This window comes from Bradyrhizobium sp., from assembly GCF_049519115.1.
Classification (GTDB): Bacteria; Pseudomonadota; Alphaproteobacteria; order Rhizobiales; family Xanthobacteraceae; genus Bradyrhizobium.
Map to the genome: position 1 here is coordinate 65636 of NZ_JBEKRB010000026.1, position 14861 is coordinate 80496.

The 14861-nt window shown below is 60.0% G+C and carries 13 protein-coding genes, 1 tRNA gene and 1 pseudogene; 10 read left to right on the plus strand and 5 right to left on the minus strand.

The annotated features are described in order from the left end of the window. The first annotated feature begins 29 nt into the window (after positions 1-29). The 5 genes from ABSE61_RS19965 to ABSE61_RS19985 are packed head-to-tail and all read left to right on the plus strand — an operon-like array spanning position 30 to position 3135. Positions 30-764 (plus strand): SDR family oxidoreductase, encoded by a 735-nt coding sequence (locus tag ABSE61_RS19965; protein ID WP_423872857.1) that lies wholly within the window; start codon positions 30-32, stop codon positions 762-764. A gap of 16 nt (positions 765-780) precedes the next feature. After that, a complete protein-coding gene (locus ABSE61_RS19970; RefSeq protein WP_423872858.1) occupies positions 781-1527 on the plus strand; it encodes an SDR family NAD(P)-dependent oxidoreductase in 747 nt (248 codons plus the stop codon). A gap of 8 nt (positions 1528-1535) precedes the next feature. Continuing rightward, positions 1536-1925: a GFA family protein gene (locus ABSE61_RS19975; protein WP_423872859.1), complete on the plus strand. Its 390-nt coding sequence runs from the start codon at positions 1536-1538 to the stop codon at positions 1923-1925. A gap of 59 nt (positions 1926-1984) precedes the next feature. Then, positions 1985-2665 carry a site-2 protease family protein gene (locus ABSE61_RS19980; protein ID WP_423872860.1) on the plus strand — a complete coding sequence of 227 codons (681 nt, stop codon included), beginning with the start codon at positions 1985-1987 and terminating at the stop codon, positions 2663-2665. Positions 2666-2724: 59 nt separating this feature from the next. After that, complete coding sequence (locus ABSE61_RS19985; protein ID WP_423872870.1) at positions 2725-3135, plus strand: hypothetical protein; 411 nt, start codon at positions 2725-2727, stop codon at positions 3133-3135. 48 nt (positions 3136-3183) lie between these two features. Here ABSE61_RS19985 and ABSE61_RS19990 read toward each other — a convergent pair whose 3' ends face one another. The 3 genes from ABSE61_RS19990 to exbB are packed head-to-tail and all read right to left on the minus strand — an operon-like array spanning position 3184 to position 5368. Further along, the gene (locus ABSE61_RS19990; RefSeq protein WP_423872861.1) at positions 3184-3978 is read right to left on the minus strand and encodes an energy transducer TonB; all 795 of its coding nucleotides are present in this window, start codon (positions 3976-3978) and stop codon (positions 3184-3186) included. 4 nt (positions 3979-3982) lie between these two features. After that, positions 3983-4453 carry a TonB system transport protein ExbD gene (exbD, locus tag ABSE61_RS19995; protein ID WP_423872862.1) on the minus strand — a complete coding sequence of 157 codons (471 nt, stop codon included), beginning with the start codon at positions 4451-4453 and terminating at the stop codon, positions 3983-3985. 3 nt (positions 4454-4456) lie between these two features. Then, positions 4457-5368, minus strand: a complete 912-nt coding sequence (exbB, locus tag ABSE61_RS20000; RefSeq protein WP_423872863.1) for a tonB-system energizer ExbB — start codon at positions 5366-5368, stop codon at positions 4457-4459. Positions 5369-5798: 430 nt separating this feature from the next. Between exbB and ABSE61_RS20005 the strand changes: the two genes are divergently transcribed. Continuing rightward, a complete protein-coding gene (locus ABSE61_RS20005) occupies positions 5799-8153 on the plus strand; it encodes a TonB-dependent receptor (RefSeq protein ID WP_423872864.1) in 2355 nt (784 codons plus the stop codon). An 81-nt stretch (positions 8154-8234) separates the two neighbouring features. Here the strand turns inward: ABSE61_RS20005 and ABSE61_RS20010 are convergent, their stop codons facing one another. Further along, positions 8235-8696 carry a MarR family winged helix-turn-helix transcriptional regulator gene (locus ABSE61_RS20010; RefSeq protein WP_423872865.1) on the minus strand — a complete coding sequence of 154 codons (462 nt, stop codon included), beginning with the start codon at positions 8694-8696 and terminating at the stop codon, positions 8235-8237. 150 nt (positions 8697-8846) lie between these two features. Between ABSE61_RS20010 and ABSE61_RS20015 the strand changes: the two genes are divergently transcribed. The 4 genes from ABSE61_RS20015 (at position 8847) to ABSE61_RS20030 (ending at position 14063) form a co-directional block, all read left to right on the plus strand. Further along, positions 8847-10019 (plus strand): efflux RND transporter periplasmic adaptor subunit, encoded by a 1173-nt coding sequence (locus ABSE61_RS20015; protein WP_423872866.1) that lies wholly within the window; start codon positions 8847-8849, stop codon positions 10017-10019. Then, on the plus strand, positions 10016-13174 hold the full coding sequence (locus ABSE61_RS20020; RefSeq protein ID WP_423872867.1) for an efflux RND transporter permease subunit: 3159 nt from the start codon (positions 10016-10018) through the stop codon (positions 13172-13174). Before ABSE61_RS20015 ends, ABSE61_RS20020 begins: the two co-directional genes overlap by 4 nt. 55 nt (positions 13175-13229) lie before the next feature. Further along, on the plus strand, positions 13230-13805 hold the full coding sequence (locus ABSE61_RS20025; RefSeq protein WP_423872868.1) for an invasion associated locus B family protein: 576 nt from the start codon (positions 13230-13232) through the stop codon (positions 13803-13805). A 184-nt stretch (positions 13806-13989) separates the two neighbouring features. Next, positions 13990-14063 (plus strand) — tRNA-Gln (locus ABSE61_RS20030). Between the two features lie 566 nt (positions 14064-14629). Here ABSE61_RS20030 and ABSE61_RS20035 read toward each other — a convergent pair. Then, positions 14630-14861: pseudogene (locus tag ABSE61_RS20035) on the minus strand (IS110 family RNA-guided transposase); the annotation flags it as partial.

Here is a 14861-nt window from a genome sequence, read left to right on the forward strand (position 1 = left end):
CGCAATGACAAAAACGATGGGAGAAAAACATGTCAGACCGCCTGAAAGGCAAACGCGCATTTGTCACCGCGGCCGCCGCCGGCATCGGCCGCGCCTCGGCGATTGCCTTTGCACGTGAAGGCGCCAGCGTCTTTGCCACCGATATCGACGAAAAGGCATTGGCTGATCTCGCCAAGGAGGGCGTCAAGGACGTCGCGCGCCTCGACGTGCGCGACAGTGCGGCGGTCGCCGCGATCGCCAGGCGCGTCGGCGGGGTAGATATCCTGATGAATGCGGCCGGCTTCGTGCATCACGGCACGGTGCTCGAATGCTCCGACGAGGATTGGGATTTCTCCTTCGACCTCAACGTCAAATCGATGCACCGGACGATCCGCAGTTTCCTGCCCGGCATGCTGGAGCGAGGCCACGGATCGATCGTCAACATCTCCTCGGCCGCCGGCGTCTTCAAGGCGGCGCCCAACCGCTACGTCTATGGCGCGACCAAAGCGGCCGTCGCGGCGCTGACCCGTGCGGTCGCGACCGACTTCATCACCAAAGGCGTTCGCTGCAACTGCATTTGCCCGGGCACCATCGAAACACCCTCGATGCTCAACCGCGCCGCGGCGGCCGGTCCCGGCGGGCGCGAGATGTTCGTTTCACGACAACCGATGGGACGGCTCGGCACGGCGGAAGAGATCGCCTCACTGGCGGTTTATCTCGCAAGCGATGAAAGCGCCTTTACCACCGGCGTGGCACATATCATCGACGGCGGCTGGACGCTGTAATCAAAGGACACTCTTTATGAACAAGATCGATCTGAACGGCCGCTGCGCCGTCGTCACCGGCGGTGCCCAGGGTTTTGGGCGCGCGATCACCGAGCGCTTTGTCGCTTCAGGCGCCAAGGTCGCGATCTGGGATCACGATCAGCCATTGGCCGAGAAGACCGCCAAGGAAATCGGCGAGAGCGTCACCGCCGTCAAGGTTGACGTATCCGACTTTGCGGCCGTTGAGAAAGCACGCGAGGAAACGCTGAAAGCCTTCGGCAAGATCGACATTTTCGTCAATAATGCCGGCATCGCTGGGATCAACAAGACGGTCTGGGAGACCGACTTCGACGAGTGGCGCAAGGTGCTGCGCATCAACCTCGACGGCCCCTTTGTCTGCTGCAAGGCCGTTGCGCCCGTGATGATCAAGCAAAACTACGGGCGCATCGTCAACATTGCTTCCATTGCCGGCAAGGAGGGCAATCCCAACGCCGCGCATTACTCGGCTTCCAAAGCCGGTCTGATCGCGCTGACGAAGTCGCTCGGCAAGGAGCTTGCCCAATACAACATCATGGTCAACGCGGTGACGCCGGCCGCGGCCAAGACCGCGATCTTCGACCAGATGACGCAAGCCCACATCGACTTTATGCTGTCGAAGATTCCGAAAAACCGTTTCGTCCTGGTCGAGGAACTGGCCGCGCTCGCAGCCTGGCTCGCTTCGGAAGACTGCTCGTTCTCCACCGGCGCGGTATTCGACATTTCCGGCGGCCGGGCGACCTATTAGGAACCTTCATGACACGAGAAGGCGGATGCCTGTGCGGCGCGGTGCGTTTTCGCTGCGAGGGCGAGCCGATCAATGTGGGCGTCTGCCACTGCCGCAATTGCCAGAAGGCAATGGGTTCGCCGTTCTTCGCCCGGGCGCTCTACGACCAGCGCACCATAACGGTGACGGGCGATACCGGCCGCTATCCATCTTCGGACCATCTAGAACGGGTTTTCTGTAAACAGTGTGGCACCCGGCTGTTCTCCTGGCGTCGCAATGGCACGGCGGCGGGCGTGGCTCTGGCTACTTTCGACGACCGCAACGCCTTTGCGCCAACCGAGCATATCTGGGTTTCGGAAAAGATCGCCTGGGTCAGGCTCGATGACGGCCTGAGGCAATATCCGGAAGGTCCCACTTAAGCACTAATTGCTTCGGAACGTGATAGCGTCGGCCGGAATCAAACCGGAACCCCGCCCCCGTGAACATCACTCTCTACGACTTCTCCGTCTGGGTCCTGCCGCTCGTGATCGCCATCACCTTTCACGAAGCGGCCCACGGCTATGTCGCCCATCGCCTTGGCGACAACACCGCCTATGACCTCGGCCGCGTCAGCTTCAATCCGATCCGGCACATCGATCCCTTCGGCACGCTGATCATGCCGGCGATCCTCCTGATGTCGCATTCGCCGTTTCTGTTCGGCTATGCCAAGCCGGTGCCGGTGAATTTTCGGGCGCTGAACAACCCGCGCATCGGCATGGTCCTGGTGGCGCTAGCGGGTCCCGCCACCAACATTGCGCTGGCGCTGGTTGCGGCCGCGGCCTTTCATACCGTGGACCTTCTGCCCGACAATGCCGCGCAATGGGTCGAGGACAATCTCAAAAATGCGCTTGTGATCAATGTGATCCTTGCGATTTTCAACATGATGCCGATCCCGCCTCTGGACGGCGGACGCGTGGCGGTCGGGCTGTTGCCGCGAGCGCTGGCGGCGCCGCTTTCGCGGCTGGAACCGTTCGGGATGTTAATCCTGATAGGGCTGTTGATCCTGCTTCCGCTGGCCGGCTCGCAGTTCGGTCTAAATCTTGATGTTATTTCGGCGATATTGCGAACGATGACCGGTTATGTGATCCGGCTGATACTCATCGTCACCGGAAACGGATAACCAAGTGGAGTGGATTTCGCCACCCAAAAGCCGAGGGTATTTTGATCAAAGCAGCCGACATGATGATCGCGCGACGCGCCGATACCAGGGCAAGAGCCGATTTCGCAACCTGGACCATGATGGCTAAGCTGAACGGCGCCTCTTCCTTGCCCCCGACGGCACAGGCCTTCCTCGATCGTTACAAGCTGTTGCTGAAAGAAAACAGCGAGCCCGAAGCGTCCGAGGCCCTTATACAGCTCATCTATCAGACTTATTACGAGGAGATGGGCGGTGCGGGACAGGCCCCCGAAGTCAAACCCCGCTCGACCGAAACAGGTCCTGCGAGTGACAACGTCACGGCGTTCAAGCGTCCGCCGGCACAACGGCCGAAGGTGGCGGGCGGAGCGCCGGGAAAGTCAAAGCTTCCCGTTGCGTTGATTTTTGCCGGCCTGGTTGTCGTCTATACCGCGTTCCGGTATTTCTTTCGCTGACGCGATTTGCGGCCACCAAAAGTCCCGGCGGGTCAACGCCGGCACTTCTTACTTCTTGTCCTTGAAATCCACGTCCAGATTGAAGCTGATGGCATCGTCAGTCAGCTTCAAGTCGTCCCCTGGACGCGGCACCGGATCGGAGCGGCGGACCATGTCAAGCGCGGCGTCGTCGAACATCGGATCGCCTGAGGTTTCCGCGACCGCCAGCGACACAACATGACCCAGACGGTTGATTACCATGCTCAGCTTGACCTTTGCGGCCTTGGTCTTTTCCGTCTTCGGGTAACGCTTGTGCAACTCGAAATAGGCGCTGATCTTCTTCGCCCACTTCGCGGTTAGCATTTGATTGTCTCTGCCGATCCCGAGATTTGGCGCCGCCGTAGCGTTGGCCTCCCGTGCACCTTCGATGTGCTGCCGGGCGCTTGCCTCCTGCGCCACCGATTCCTGTGACGCTGCGGTCTGCACCGTCTCGACCTTCGGATCGTCCTCGGTCGGCTTTTTCTGCTCGTTCTGCGTCACCATCCGATCGGGTGCTTCGCTCTCCTTCGGCGTCTCCTTCGGCAGTTCGTTCGGCTTGACCTCCGCCTTTTTCTCGGCGAGCGCAGGCGATGCCACGGAGGCATCGGCGTCTGGCCCCGGGGGCAGCTCGGTCTCGTCGGCAGCCGGCGACTCCAGATCAACGCTGATCGACTGGGCGTCGAAGCCGAGCCCGTCGGCGCCGTCGTCGGGATTGAGATGTGCGAGGGCCAACGCCGCGCCAGCCAAATGCAGGGAGACGGCGGCAATCGCCGCGATCGTCCAGAGCCGCCAGGGCGGCCGTTGCTCCTGCACAAGCTCGCTCATCGCATCAAGGCCTTGCCGCTCCGGATGTGGGCGACGGGGTCGAAGCGTCGGCAACGCCTTCGAGCGCCACCAGCTTCATCCGGTAGTTTCCCTGACGCAACAGCTCCAGAACGTCCATCAGGTCGCCATAGGCCACGCCGCGGTCGGCACGCACAAAAACCAGACGCTCCGGATTTGACTCGGCCGCCGCATTGAGCGTCGAGATCAATTCGGCGCGCTTGACGGACTTCTCGCCAATCGCCAGCGACAGATCCGGTTTGATGCTGACGTAAGTCGGCTTGTCCGGCTTTTTCTGCGGCGTTGCGGTTGAAGACGGCAGATCGATCGGCAGGTCGACCGTCGACAACGGCGCAGCCACCATGAAGATGATCAAAAGGACCAGGATGACGTCGATGAAGGGCGTGACATTGATGTCATGCGTCTCCGCGAAGTCGGCGTCGTCATCGAGCTCCGTATCGGCGAGTGAGACGCCCATGCTTTACTCCGCGGCCCGCGAATTGACCCGGCCCTGCGAACTGACATGGGTGCGGTCGAGATCGCGCGATAACAGTCGTCCCGCCGCGCCCGACGAGCGGCCGACCAGTTCGAGGTAGCCCTTTGTGACGCGCGAGAAGTGGTTGTAGATGATGACCGCCGGAATAGCCGCGACGAGACCGATCGCGGTTGCCAGCAGCGCCTCGGCGATGCCGGGAGCCACGACCGCGAGATTGGTAGTCTGCGACTTCGAAATGCCAATGAAGCTGTTCATGATGCCCCAAACCGTGCCGAACAGCCCGACAAAGGGCGACGTCGCGCCGATGGTGGCAAGCACGCCCATTCCGAGACGGATCCGGCGCGATTCCGCCCGCACAATCTCGGCAAAGCTCGAGGCCGCGCGTTCCTTCACGCCGCCGTCGCTGGAAATTCCCGCCGACAGCCGCGCCTCGCGCATCGCCGCCGCCAGCAATGAGGACAGGATGGTGCCGCTGGAACCGAGCGCGAATTGAGCCTCCGCCAGCGATCTTGAATCCGCAATCTTGCGGAGCGCTGCGCGCAGAGATCGCTGAATAAACGACAACTCCAACATTTTGGCGATGAAGATCGTCCACGTTACCAATGAGGCAAACGCAAGGCCGATCATCACAGCCTTTACGATGATATCGGCCGAGAGAAACATCGACCAGGGCGACAGTTCGTGCAGCGTGGCCTTCAATGGCTTGGCGACTTCGGTTGTCGCCGTTCCGTTATCGCCGGGAGCCGTTGCAGCGGCGACGCTCGGCTGCACGGTCGATACCGTTGCTCCGGCTGGTATTTTCGGGTCCCGCACCGCCGCATTCTGTTGGGCGAAGGCGGGCGTTCCCATCGCCATGAATGCCAGCACGAAGCCGGTTTTAAGAACGGTTCTAAACATTCACATAGCTTCCCGGATTCCAGTCCTGTGCCGCAGTTTGCTTCAAAAGCATTTCCGACGCCACGTCGAGTAGCTAACGCGTGAGTTAGACTTATTCCAGTTGTCGTGCCGATGATCGACAGCCCGTTTGTCACTAATTCTTCCCAAAGCTGACCAACCGAGACTACTCATGCAGCCTGGAGTTTTCTTGCAGCCTGAGGTTTTCTTGATGCTTGCCGTAGCGCTGTCTGAAGGATTCTCGTCCGATCGCCATTAGAGCAGTTCCAAAAATTTGCAACGGAATACGTCACCTTCGCGATGGTTCTCGATCCGTCAGGACTATTCATCTTCTCGGCTTGGGGGACTTATGTCGTTTCTGCGTGACTCTGTAAAAGTTGGCTTTGCCCGTTCGAACGCAGATTGCGGGCAAACGATTCTTGACACGAAAGCCATGCGTGATGACCAGCCGCGCAATCGTCCAAAACGCAGCAGCCTGTATGGAAGCTCGGCGATCCTCAAGCCGGTCATTGCGTCGGGTTTGCTTTGCCTTGCGCAGCCACATGCCGCTTTAGCGCAGCAAGCCGGCGCAACCCAGGAGCTGCCGCCGGTCGTGGTCGTCGATCCCCGCGAGAGGCCCAGACCGAAGCTCGCTAAACGCGTTGCTCCCAAGCGAACTGTGACGAGCCGCGGCAGCGGACAAGCAAACCAGCCCGCCCAGGAGGCAGGCAATAGCGGGAAGACCCCCGCCCAGGCAGCACTTGATCACAAAATGGAAGGCTTCGATCAGCAGCGCGACCACATCCTGACCAAGCTGGGGGCCTCCACCGATACGATCGACCGGGCGGCGATCGTGGCAGGACCGCAAGGTGACAATACGCCCGTCGACAAGCTCGTTTTGCAATTCCCCGGCGTCAACTACGACTCAGCCGTCTCCAATCCCAATTTCCACGTCCGCGGCGAGTACAACAACGTACAGACGCGGATCAACGGCTTCGTCCTGCCGGAAGGCGTGTCGGGACTCGGACCGGTCATCGACACCAATTTCATCAGCAGTCTGTCGCTCCTGACGGGAGCACTGCCGGCGCAGTATGGGCTTCGCACCGCCGGCGTTCTCGACATCACCAGCCGGTCGTTCTCAACGCCCGGTGGCAACATCAGTATCTATGGCGGCAGCTTCGGCACGGTCACGCCGAGTTTCGATTACGGTGGCAGCGTCGGCAATACCCAGTATTTCTTCTCCGGCCGCGGCAACTTCAACAACCTCGGAATCGAAAATACGACGTCCACGATCAACGCACAGCACGATCACACCGACCAGGGCAAGTTCTTTGCTTACGTGTCGACGGCGATCAACGATACCCAGCGCGTGAGCATCATTTCAGGCGCCTCCTACAGCACGTTCCAGATTCCGAATAACCCCAATCAGACAGTATTCCCGGATTCCAACAACCTTTTGCCCAATGGTCTCGGTGCGACCACCCTGGCCAATCTCGCAAATACGGCAAATTCGTCAAACTTGAACGAGCGGGAAATCGATCAGTACTATTACAATATCGTCGCGCTTCAATCGCATGGCGAACTGATCGACAGCCAGTTCTCGCTGTTCTCCCGCTATGCCAACGTGCATTTCATTCCCGACGTGGCCAACGACCTCATCTTCAATGGGGTAGCCTCCGACGTCACCCGCGCCAGCCAGATGTACGGCACGCAATTCGATGCGTCTTACGACATAAACAGCGCACACACGTTACGGTTCGGGTTCATGGCGACCGCGGAGAAGACCGACGTTTCCAACATATCGACCGTATTCAATATCGATCCCAACACCGGCAACCCCACCGGAGCTCCATTTGCTGTCACCGACACCAATTCGCTGCTGGGCTGGAATCTCGGCGCCTATGTGCAGGACGAATGGAAGCTCACCAAACAGCTCACCCTCAATTACGGGTTACGCTTCGATCAACTTTATCAATTCGTGGATGCCAACCAGTTCTCACCACGTATTTCGCTCGTCTACAAACCGTTCGACGGCACCACCCTCCATGCCGGCTACGCGCGCTATTTCACCCCGCCGATGCAGGCGCAGGCGACGCAATCCAACCTCGCCCTCTTCAACAACACAACCAATCAGCCGGATGTCCCCAATAACGATCCAGTCAAGCCGGAACGATCGCACTATTTCGACGTCGGCATCGATCAGAAGATATTGCCCGGTCTGACGGTAGGGCTGGACGGCTACTACAAGATCGCGACCGACCTGATCGACGATGGCCAGTTCGGGCAGGCAGTTGTTCTCACGCAGTTCAACTGGGCGCGCGGTTACAGCGAGGGCGTCGAGGCCAAAGCGAAGTATCAGAACGGCAACCTGTACGCCTACGCCAACTTGGCGTTCAACATTACCCGCGCCACCGATCCGGTCTCGAACCAGTATCTGCTCGACGCGGATGAATTCGCTTTTCTGCTGACCCACTATCACTACACCGACGACATGCAGATGTGGACGGGTTCGGCGGGAGTTTCCTACAAGTGGGATCAAACGGTGTTTTCGGCGAGCCTCAAATACGGGAGCGGCTTACCCACGGGCTTTGCCAACTCCTCGTTTAATGAACCCTATGCGACCGTTAATCTCGGGATCGCACACGATATTTTCACTTCGTCGGGCGCCAAGCCACTCACCGTGCGCTTCGACATCGTCAATCTGTTCGACAAGATCTACGAGATCCGCGACGGCAGCGGCATCGGCGTGTTCGCTCCGCAATTCGGCGCGCGCCGCGGTTATTTTGTAGGTCTGTCGCAGAAAATCTGAGAAATGGCGTTGCATGGCGATCTCTTGATCTCAAGGGATCGCCTGTAGCGAAATCACTTGTCAGGGTTCACTTGTCAGCGGTCATTTGGCCGCGACGTTGCCGGCAGGCTCGGCCAGGGTTTTGATCCGCTCCTTGACGTCGCGCAACGCCTTGAGGCTGGTTTCAATCGTTGCGGCCGGCATCCCCTGCAACACGTCGGTTGCAAGGGCGTCGCGCAGGCTATCGAGGTCGTCGGCCAGCTGACGGCCGGCCGCCGTCAGGAACAGGCGATTGGCCCGCCGGTCCCGGGGGTCGCTGCGGCGTTCGACAAGGCCATGCTCGACCAGCCGGTCGAGCAGGCGCACCAGCGAAATCGGCTGCAATTCGAGCACATCAGCCAAATCTACCTGCGACAGCCCCTCCTGCTCGCGCAAACGGAACAGCACAATCCACTGCGCCCGTGTCGTGCCGCGGGACTTAGCCCGATGGTCGACATAGTTGCGCAGCAATCGCGAACTTTCGATCAGCTGGGTAATGAACTGCTTTTTTAGGTCGAGAGTCATAAGGGTCTGGACGAGCCGCGGATTGCCAATAGTTTAGGATTCTCAAGCCATAGTGTGTTTACACATTAAGTGCACGCGTATTATATATGAAGTGTCTATGAACCCTTGGGAAGACTCGCTACTTATATTTTTTTGAATCTGAAGGCCGACATGAAAAAATCGCGGGCAACGCGTTGGATTTTGCTGGCCTTGGTGATCGCAGGAGCCGGCTATTACGGCTGGCAGCGGTTCCATGGCGAAAATCAACAGGCAGCGGCGAACGGTGCGCAAAAGGGCCCCCCGCGTAGTGCGGTGCGGGTCAGCGTTGCAACCGTCGAGAAGGCGGACTTTCCAGTCTACTTGACGAGCCTTGGAACCGTTCAGGCCTTCAATACCGTCCTCGTGCGTTCCCGGGTCGACGGCCAGATCGACAAGATCGCGTTCACCGAGGGCCAGTACGTCAAACAGGGCGATCTCCTGACCAAAATCGATCCCCGGCCGTATCAGGCGGCGCTCGACGCGGCCAAGGCCAAGAAGGAGCAGGACGAGGCCAATCTTGCCAACATCAACCTGGATCTGCAGCGCTTCATCAAGCTCGGTGAGTTCGCCACCCGCCAGCAGCTCGACACCCAGCGCTCCAGCGTATCGCAGTTCACGGCCCAGATCGCGGCAGACGCGGCTGCCATCGACAATGCCCAAACCCAGCTCGACTATACCGACATCAAGGCGCCGATCTCCGGTATCGTCGGCCTGCGCCAGGTCGATGTCGGCAATATCGTCAATGCCTCGGCCCAGACCGGGATCGTCTCGATCACCCAGGTTGAGCCGATTGCCGTCATTTTCACCGCGCCCGAAGATCAGTTGCCTGACATCAAGGGCGCGCAAGGCGCCACGCCGCTCAAGACCATTGCGATCACGACCGACGGCAAGCGGCCGCTGGCGGAAGGAACGCTGGCGGTGGTGAACAACCAGGTCGATTCGACCAGCGGCACCATCCGCCTCAAGGCCGTCTTCGAAAACAAGGACCATGCTTTGTGGCCGGGCCAATCGGTCTCCACGCGGCTTCTGGTGCGGACATTGAAGGGGGCGACCGTGGTCCCGGACGATGCGGTCCAGCACGGCACCGAAGGCCTTTTTGTCTACACTGTCGACCAGAACAACAAAGCCGAGCTGCATAAGGTCAAGGTCAGCCAGTCGATCGACGGCCATTCGGTGATCGAGAGTGGCGTGTCGGCGGGCCAGCGGGTCATCATTGCCGGTCAGTTCAAGGTTCAGCCGGGCGCGGTTGTCAGCATCGCCGTGGCCAGTTCGGATCCGGCCCAACCGAAGGTGCAGCAGGAATGAACGAAGGGGTTCACGAAGGGATTTCCGCTCCCTTTATCAAATATCCCATCGGCACCTCGCTGATGATGGCCGGCATTCTGTTCGTCGGCCTCGTGGCCTATCCCCTGCTTCCCGTCGCCCCGCTGCCGCAGGTCGACTTCCCGACCATTCAGATCACCGCGCAGCTCCCGGGCGCGAGCCCGGAAACCATGGCGTCATCGGTGGCGCAGCCGTTGGAGCGGCAGTTCGCGCAGATTCCCGGTATCGCCCAGATGACGTCGACGAGTTATCTCGGCACCGCGTCCATCACCATCCAGTTCGATCTCAACCGTAACATCGACGGCGCCGCCAACGACGTGCTGGCTGGCATCAACGGCGCCGGCGGCCAGTTGCCGAAAAACCTCCCGACGCCGCCGACCTATCGCAAGGTTAACCCGGCGGATTCGCCGATTTTGCTGTTGTCCGCAACGTCAGACACCCTGCCGTTGACCACTGTGAGCGACTCCGTCGATGCGCAGCTCGCGCAGCAGATCAGCCAGATTTCCGGCGTGGCGCAGGTCACGATCGGCGGGCAGCAAAAGCCGTCGGTCCGCGTCCAGGTCGATCCGGCCAAGCTGGTCGCCAAGGGTCTGTCGCTCGAGGATGTGCGTAACCAGATCTCGATCGTTACGGTCGACAGCCCCAAGGGCAACATCGACGGCGATAAACGCGCCTTTACGATCTATTCCAACGACCAGATGCTGGATTCGAAGGACTGGAACGACGTCATTATCGCCTATCGCAATGGCGGTCCGTTGCGGGTTCGCGACATCGGCCAGGCGATAACGGCGTCGGAAGACATGAAGCAAGCCGCCTGGGCCGACGGCAAGCGCGGCGTGTTCCTGGTGGTCTACAAGCAGCCGGGCGCCAACGTCATCGATACCGTGGACAAGATCAAGGCGCTGCTGCCACGGCTGGTCGCCGGCATTCCGGCCGCGATCAAGATCGGCATCCTCAGCGACCGAACCCAAACCATTCGCGCCGCCGTCGAGGACGTCCAGTTCACCCTGCTTTTGACCATCGTTCTCGTCGTCATGGTCATTTTCGTCTTCCTGCGCAGCTTCTGGGCGACGATGATTCCGGCGATCACGGTGCCGCTCGGCCTGCTCGGCGCCTGCGCGCTGATGTGGGTGTTCGGCTATACCCTCGATAACCTGTCGCTGATGGCGCTCACTATCGCCGTCGGATTCGTCGTCGACGACGCGATCGTGGTGCTGGAAAACATCACGCGCTATATCGAGGAAGGCGACAAGCCGATGACGGCGGCCTTCAAAGGCTCCAGCGAAATCGGCTTCACGATTTTATCGATCAGTATCTCGCTGGTCGCCGTGCTGATTCCGCTCCTGCTGATGGGCGGCATCATCGGCCGGCTGTTCCGCGAATTCGCGGTGACACTGGCGATGACGATTTTTGTCTCGATGGTGGTGTCTTTGACGCTGACGCCGATGATGTGCTCCCGTTTCTTGCGCCCGCACAGCGAGCATCAGGCGCATGGGCGGTTTTATCAGTGGAGCGAGCGCGGCTTTGACGCCATGCTGCGCGGCTATGAGCGCGGACTCGAGCTCGCCATGAGCTGGCGGCGGACCACATTGGTCATTTTCTTCGCGACGCTGGCGCTGTCGGTCTATATGTTCATGATCATTCCGAAAGGCTTTTTTCCGCAGCAGGACATCGGCCTGATCAGCGGAACGACGGAAGCCGCGCAGGATATTTCCTTTGCCGAAATGGTGCGGCAGCAGGAAGCGCTTCAAGCCATCGTCCAGGCCGATCCGGCTGTGGCGACGGTCGGAGCGGTGATCGGCGGCAACGGCCGGGCCGGCAACAACGGCAGCATGTTCATTACGCTGAAACCGCTCGACGAGCGCGACGTCAACGCCATGCAGGTCATCGCCCGCTTGCGTCCCCAACTTGAGAAGGTCCAGGGCGCGCGGCTCTATATGCAGGCGGCGCAGGACGTGCGTCTGGGCGGCCGGCCGACCCGTACCCAATTCGAGTTCACGCTTCAGGACGCCAACCTCGACGAGCTCAGCGAGTGGGCGCCCAAGGTACTTGCGAAGATGGCAACGCTTCCGGAGCTGCGCGACGTCGCTACCGACCAGCAGTCGAACGGCACGACACTGCAGCTCAAGATCAATCGCGACACGGCCTCACGCTACGGTATCCAGCCGCAATTGATCGACGACACGCTGTACGACGCCTTCGGGCAACGGCAGGTCACCCAGTATTTCACGCAGCTCAACAGCTATCACGTGATCCTTGAAATCCTGCCGGAGTTGCAAGGAAACTTCGACACCCTCGACAAACTCTATGTCAAATCGCCGACGACGGGCGACCAGGTGCCGCTGTCGGCGTTTGCGACCTGGACCAGCGTACCGGTCCGGCCGCTTTCGATCAGCCACCAGGGCCAGTTCCCGGCCATCACCATCAGTTTCAACCTTGCGCCGAACGCAGCGCTCGGACAGGCGACCGATGCCGTGCAAAAAGCGATGGCTGACCTCGGTGTACCGTCGACGGTGAACTCAAGCTTCCAGGGTACCGCGCAGGCGTTCCAGCAGTCGCTCGGAACCGTCCCGCTCCTGATCCTTGCCGCGCTCGTGGTGGTGTACCTGATCCTCGGTATTCTCTACGAGAGCTACATCCATCCGCTCACGATTCTGTCGACGCTTCCCTCCGCAGGCGTCGGTGCGCTCGCGATCCTGATGGCCTTCGGATACGATTTCAGCCTGATCGCGCTGATCGGCATCATCCTGTTGATCGGCATCGTCAAGAAGAACGGCATCATGATGGTCGACTTCGCGATCGCGGCCGAACGCGACGAGCATCTGTCACCAGAAGAGTCGATCAAGAAAGCGGCCTTGCTGCGTTTCCGACCGATCATGATGACGACCATGGCAGCGCTATTGGGCGGCGTCCCCTTGATGCTCGGCACCGGTACAGGGTCGGAAATTCGCCAGCCGCTCGGCTACGCGATGGTCGGCGGTCTCTTTGTCAGCCAGGCCCTGACCCTGTTTACGACGCCGATCGTCTATCTCTACCTGGACAAGCTTTCCAACGCGTTTTCCAACTGGGGCCGCTCCAGGAATGACGATGCGCCCGACGCCTCCGAGCATGGCGCCGTCAAGGAAGCCGCCGAGTAAATCTATTCAAATAGCTCGCCGATCGGCGCGCCAAACCTCTCGCGGAGACCGATCGGTGAAACTCGCACGCCTTGCGATGGTGGCTGTCCTCGCCACGCTCTCGGCCGCTGGGACTTCTTCTGCCCAGCAGAAGACCCCCAAGGCCAAAGGCCAAGGCCAGGGTCAAGCGCAAACCCAGCCGACATCGGCGCCCTCCCCCTCCGGTACGCCTGCCCCTCCGGCGCAGCCCGGCTGGGCCGTACGTTGCAGCAGTCCAAGCCGTGAGGCCCCGCTCGAATGCGCGATGGAGCAGAACGCGATCCTCATCAAGACCGGGCAACTGGTTGTGCTGGTCAACATCCGCGTGCCCGGCGATACCCGCGCGCCGATCGCGCTCGTGCAGTTGCCGCTCGGGCTCAATCTGCAAGCCGGCGCGAAATTTCAGATCGATGACGGCAAGAGCGCCGACCTTCCGATCCAGACCTGCGAAAACCGGGGTTGCTACGCGAGCGTGCCGATTTCTTCGGAGACACTGAACGCGCTGAAAGCGGGCAAGCAGCTCAAGATCAGTTTTCAGGACCTCGGCAAAGAAACCATCACGGTCCCGCTGTCGCTCAACGACTTTTCCGCAGCCTACGACAAGATCAAATAGGCCGGTCTTCGCAGACGGTTGCTATGGCAACCCAAGAGGCAATGGCGCCATTTGGCGGTCGGGTCCTCTTCCGCTTGCCAAAACCGGGATGGAGCGAGTAGAAGGTCCCGACGTGAGGCGAGGCCACACGGCTTCATCTTAGGTCGCCGGTTTAACCGCTATATGATTGATTTTCGGAATAATTTGGGGAATGGTGTAACGGTAGCACAACAGACTCTGACTCTGTTTGTCTAGGTTCGAATCCTAGTTCCCCAGCCAGCTAGACATGAGCCTGTAACAGAGTTGCGTGCTGTTACGAACCTCATTTAGCATAGCTGCGCTCATCTCTTATTGCGAGCGGGAGCGGTATTGCAATCAAAGGATGTGGTTTGACGGATCCGCTTTCCCCCAAACGCTATTGATGACGCTTTGAAATCTGCGGATTTGGTTCATTTACCCACGAAGCACCCCACGCTTCTCCCATTTTATACACCCCCCTGTCACGATCATCCATCCAATCGCTGCTCACTGGCTTGGTGTCCGGACCGCCGCTAACAACCGACATTCAGCGCTGCGAGTGCTCAGTCCGCTATGTGCCGATAGTGTTCTCTAATTCCGGGTGTGGGTGTCAAGCTCTCCAATGATCGTCCTTGCCGGGCCCACTGTTCTCTCCGCGGTAGGGGTGAACCCTCCGCATGATGGCGTAAGGTGACGCTGGCGGTTCAATGTTGCAATCGCGGTCGCCCTTTCAGACGCGCGCAAAAAATCGGTCGAACTCACCATCGCCATCGTCCCGGCTGGGACGTCTTTTCCTGCCGTTAGGCAGGAACTCGGTGGTCGCCTCGCTAAGCAGCAATCTCCTTCGTAGACCAGTTGAACTCGGTTCCATTGATCCACATGCGGTGCAGAATGACGGCGAGCTTACGCGCGACCGCAACCTTGGCCTTGCGGAGCCCGTTGCGCTTGGCGAGCCTTATTCCCCAAGCCTTCACGGCTGACCATTTCGGGACGCGCGTCAGCAGAACCCCGGCTGCTTCAAACAGGTAACTTCGTAGCATCGCGTCGCCGCATTTGGAG

Coding starts and splice junctions, on each gene's coding strand:
- exbB (WP_423872863.1), bottom strand. CDS start 5,368: ATGTTTAGAACCGTTCTTAAAACCGGCTTCGTGCTGGCATTCATGGCG.
- ABSE61_RS19965 (WP_423872857.1), top strand. CDS start 30: ATGTCAGACCGCCTGAAAGGCAAACGCGCATTTGTCACCGCGGCCGCC.
- ABSE61_RS20020 (WP_423872867.1), top strand. CDS start 10,016: ATGAACGAAGGGGTTCACGAAGGGATTTCCGCTCCCTTTATCAAATAT.
- ABSE61_RS19990 (WP_423872861.1), bottom strand. CDS start 3,978: ATGAGCGAGCTTGTGCAGGAGCAACGGCCGCCCTGGCGGCTCTGGACG.
- exbD (WP_423872862.1), bottom strand. CDS start 4,453: ATGGGCGTCTCACTCGCCGATACGGAGCTCGATGACGACGCCGACTTC.
- ABSE61_RS19975 (WP_423872859.1), top strand. CDS start 1,536: ATGACACGAGAAGGCGGATGCCTGTGCGGCGCGGTGCGTTTTCGCTGC.
- ABSE61_RS20005 (WP_423872864.1), top strand. CDS start 5,799: ATGCGTGATGACCAGCCGCGCAATCGTCCAAAACGCAGCAGCCTGTAT.
- ABSE61_RS19985 (WP_423872870.1), top strand. CDS start 2,725: ATGATGATCGCGCGACGCGCCGATACCAGGGCAAGAGCCGATTTCGCA.
- ABSE61_RS20015 (WP_423872866.1), top strand. CDS start 8,847: ATGAAAAAATCGCGGGCAACGCGTTGGATTTTGCTGGCCTTGGTGATC.
- ABSE61_RS20010 (WP_423872865.1), bottom strand. CDS start 8,696: ATGACTCTCGACCTAAAAAAGCAGTTCATTACCCAGCTGATCGAAAGT.
- ABSE61_RS19970 (WP_423872858.1), top strand. CDS start 781: ATGAACAAGATCGATCTGAACGGCCGCTGCGCCGTCGTCACCGGCGGT.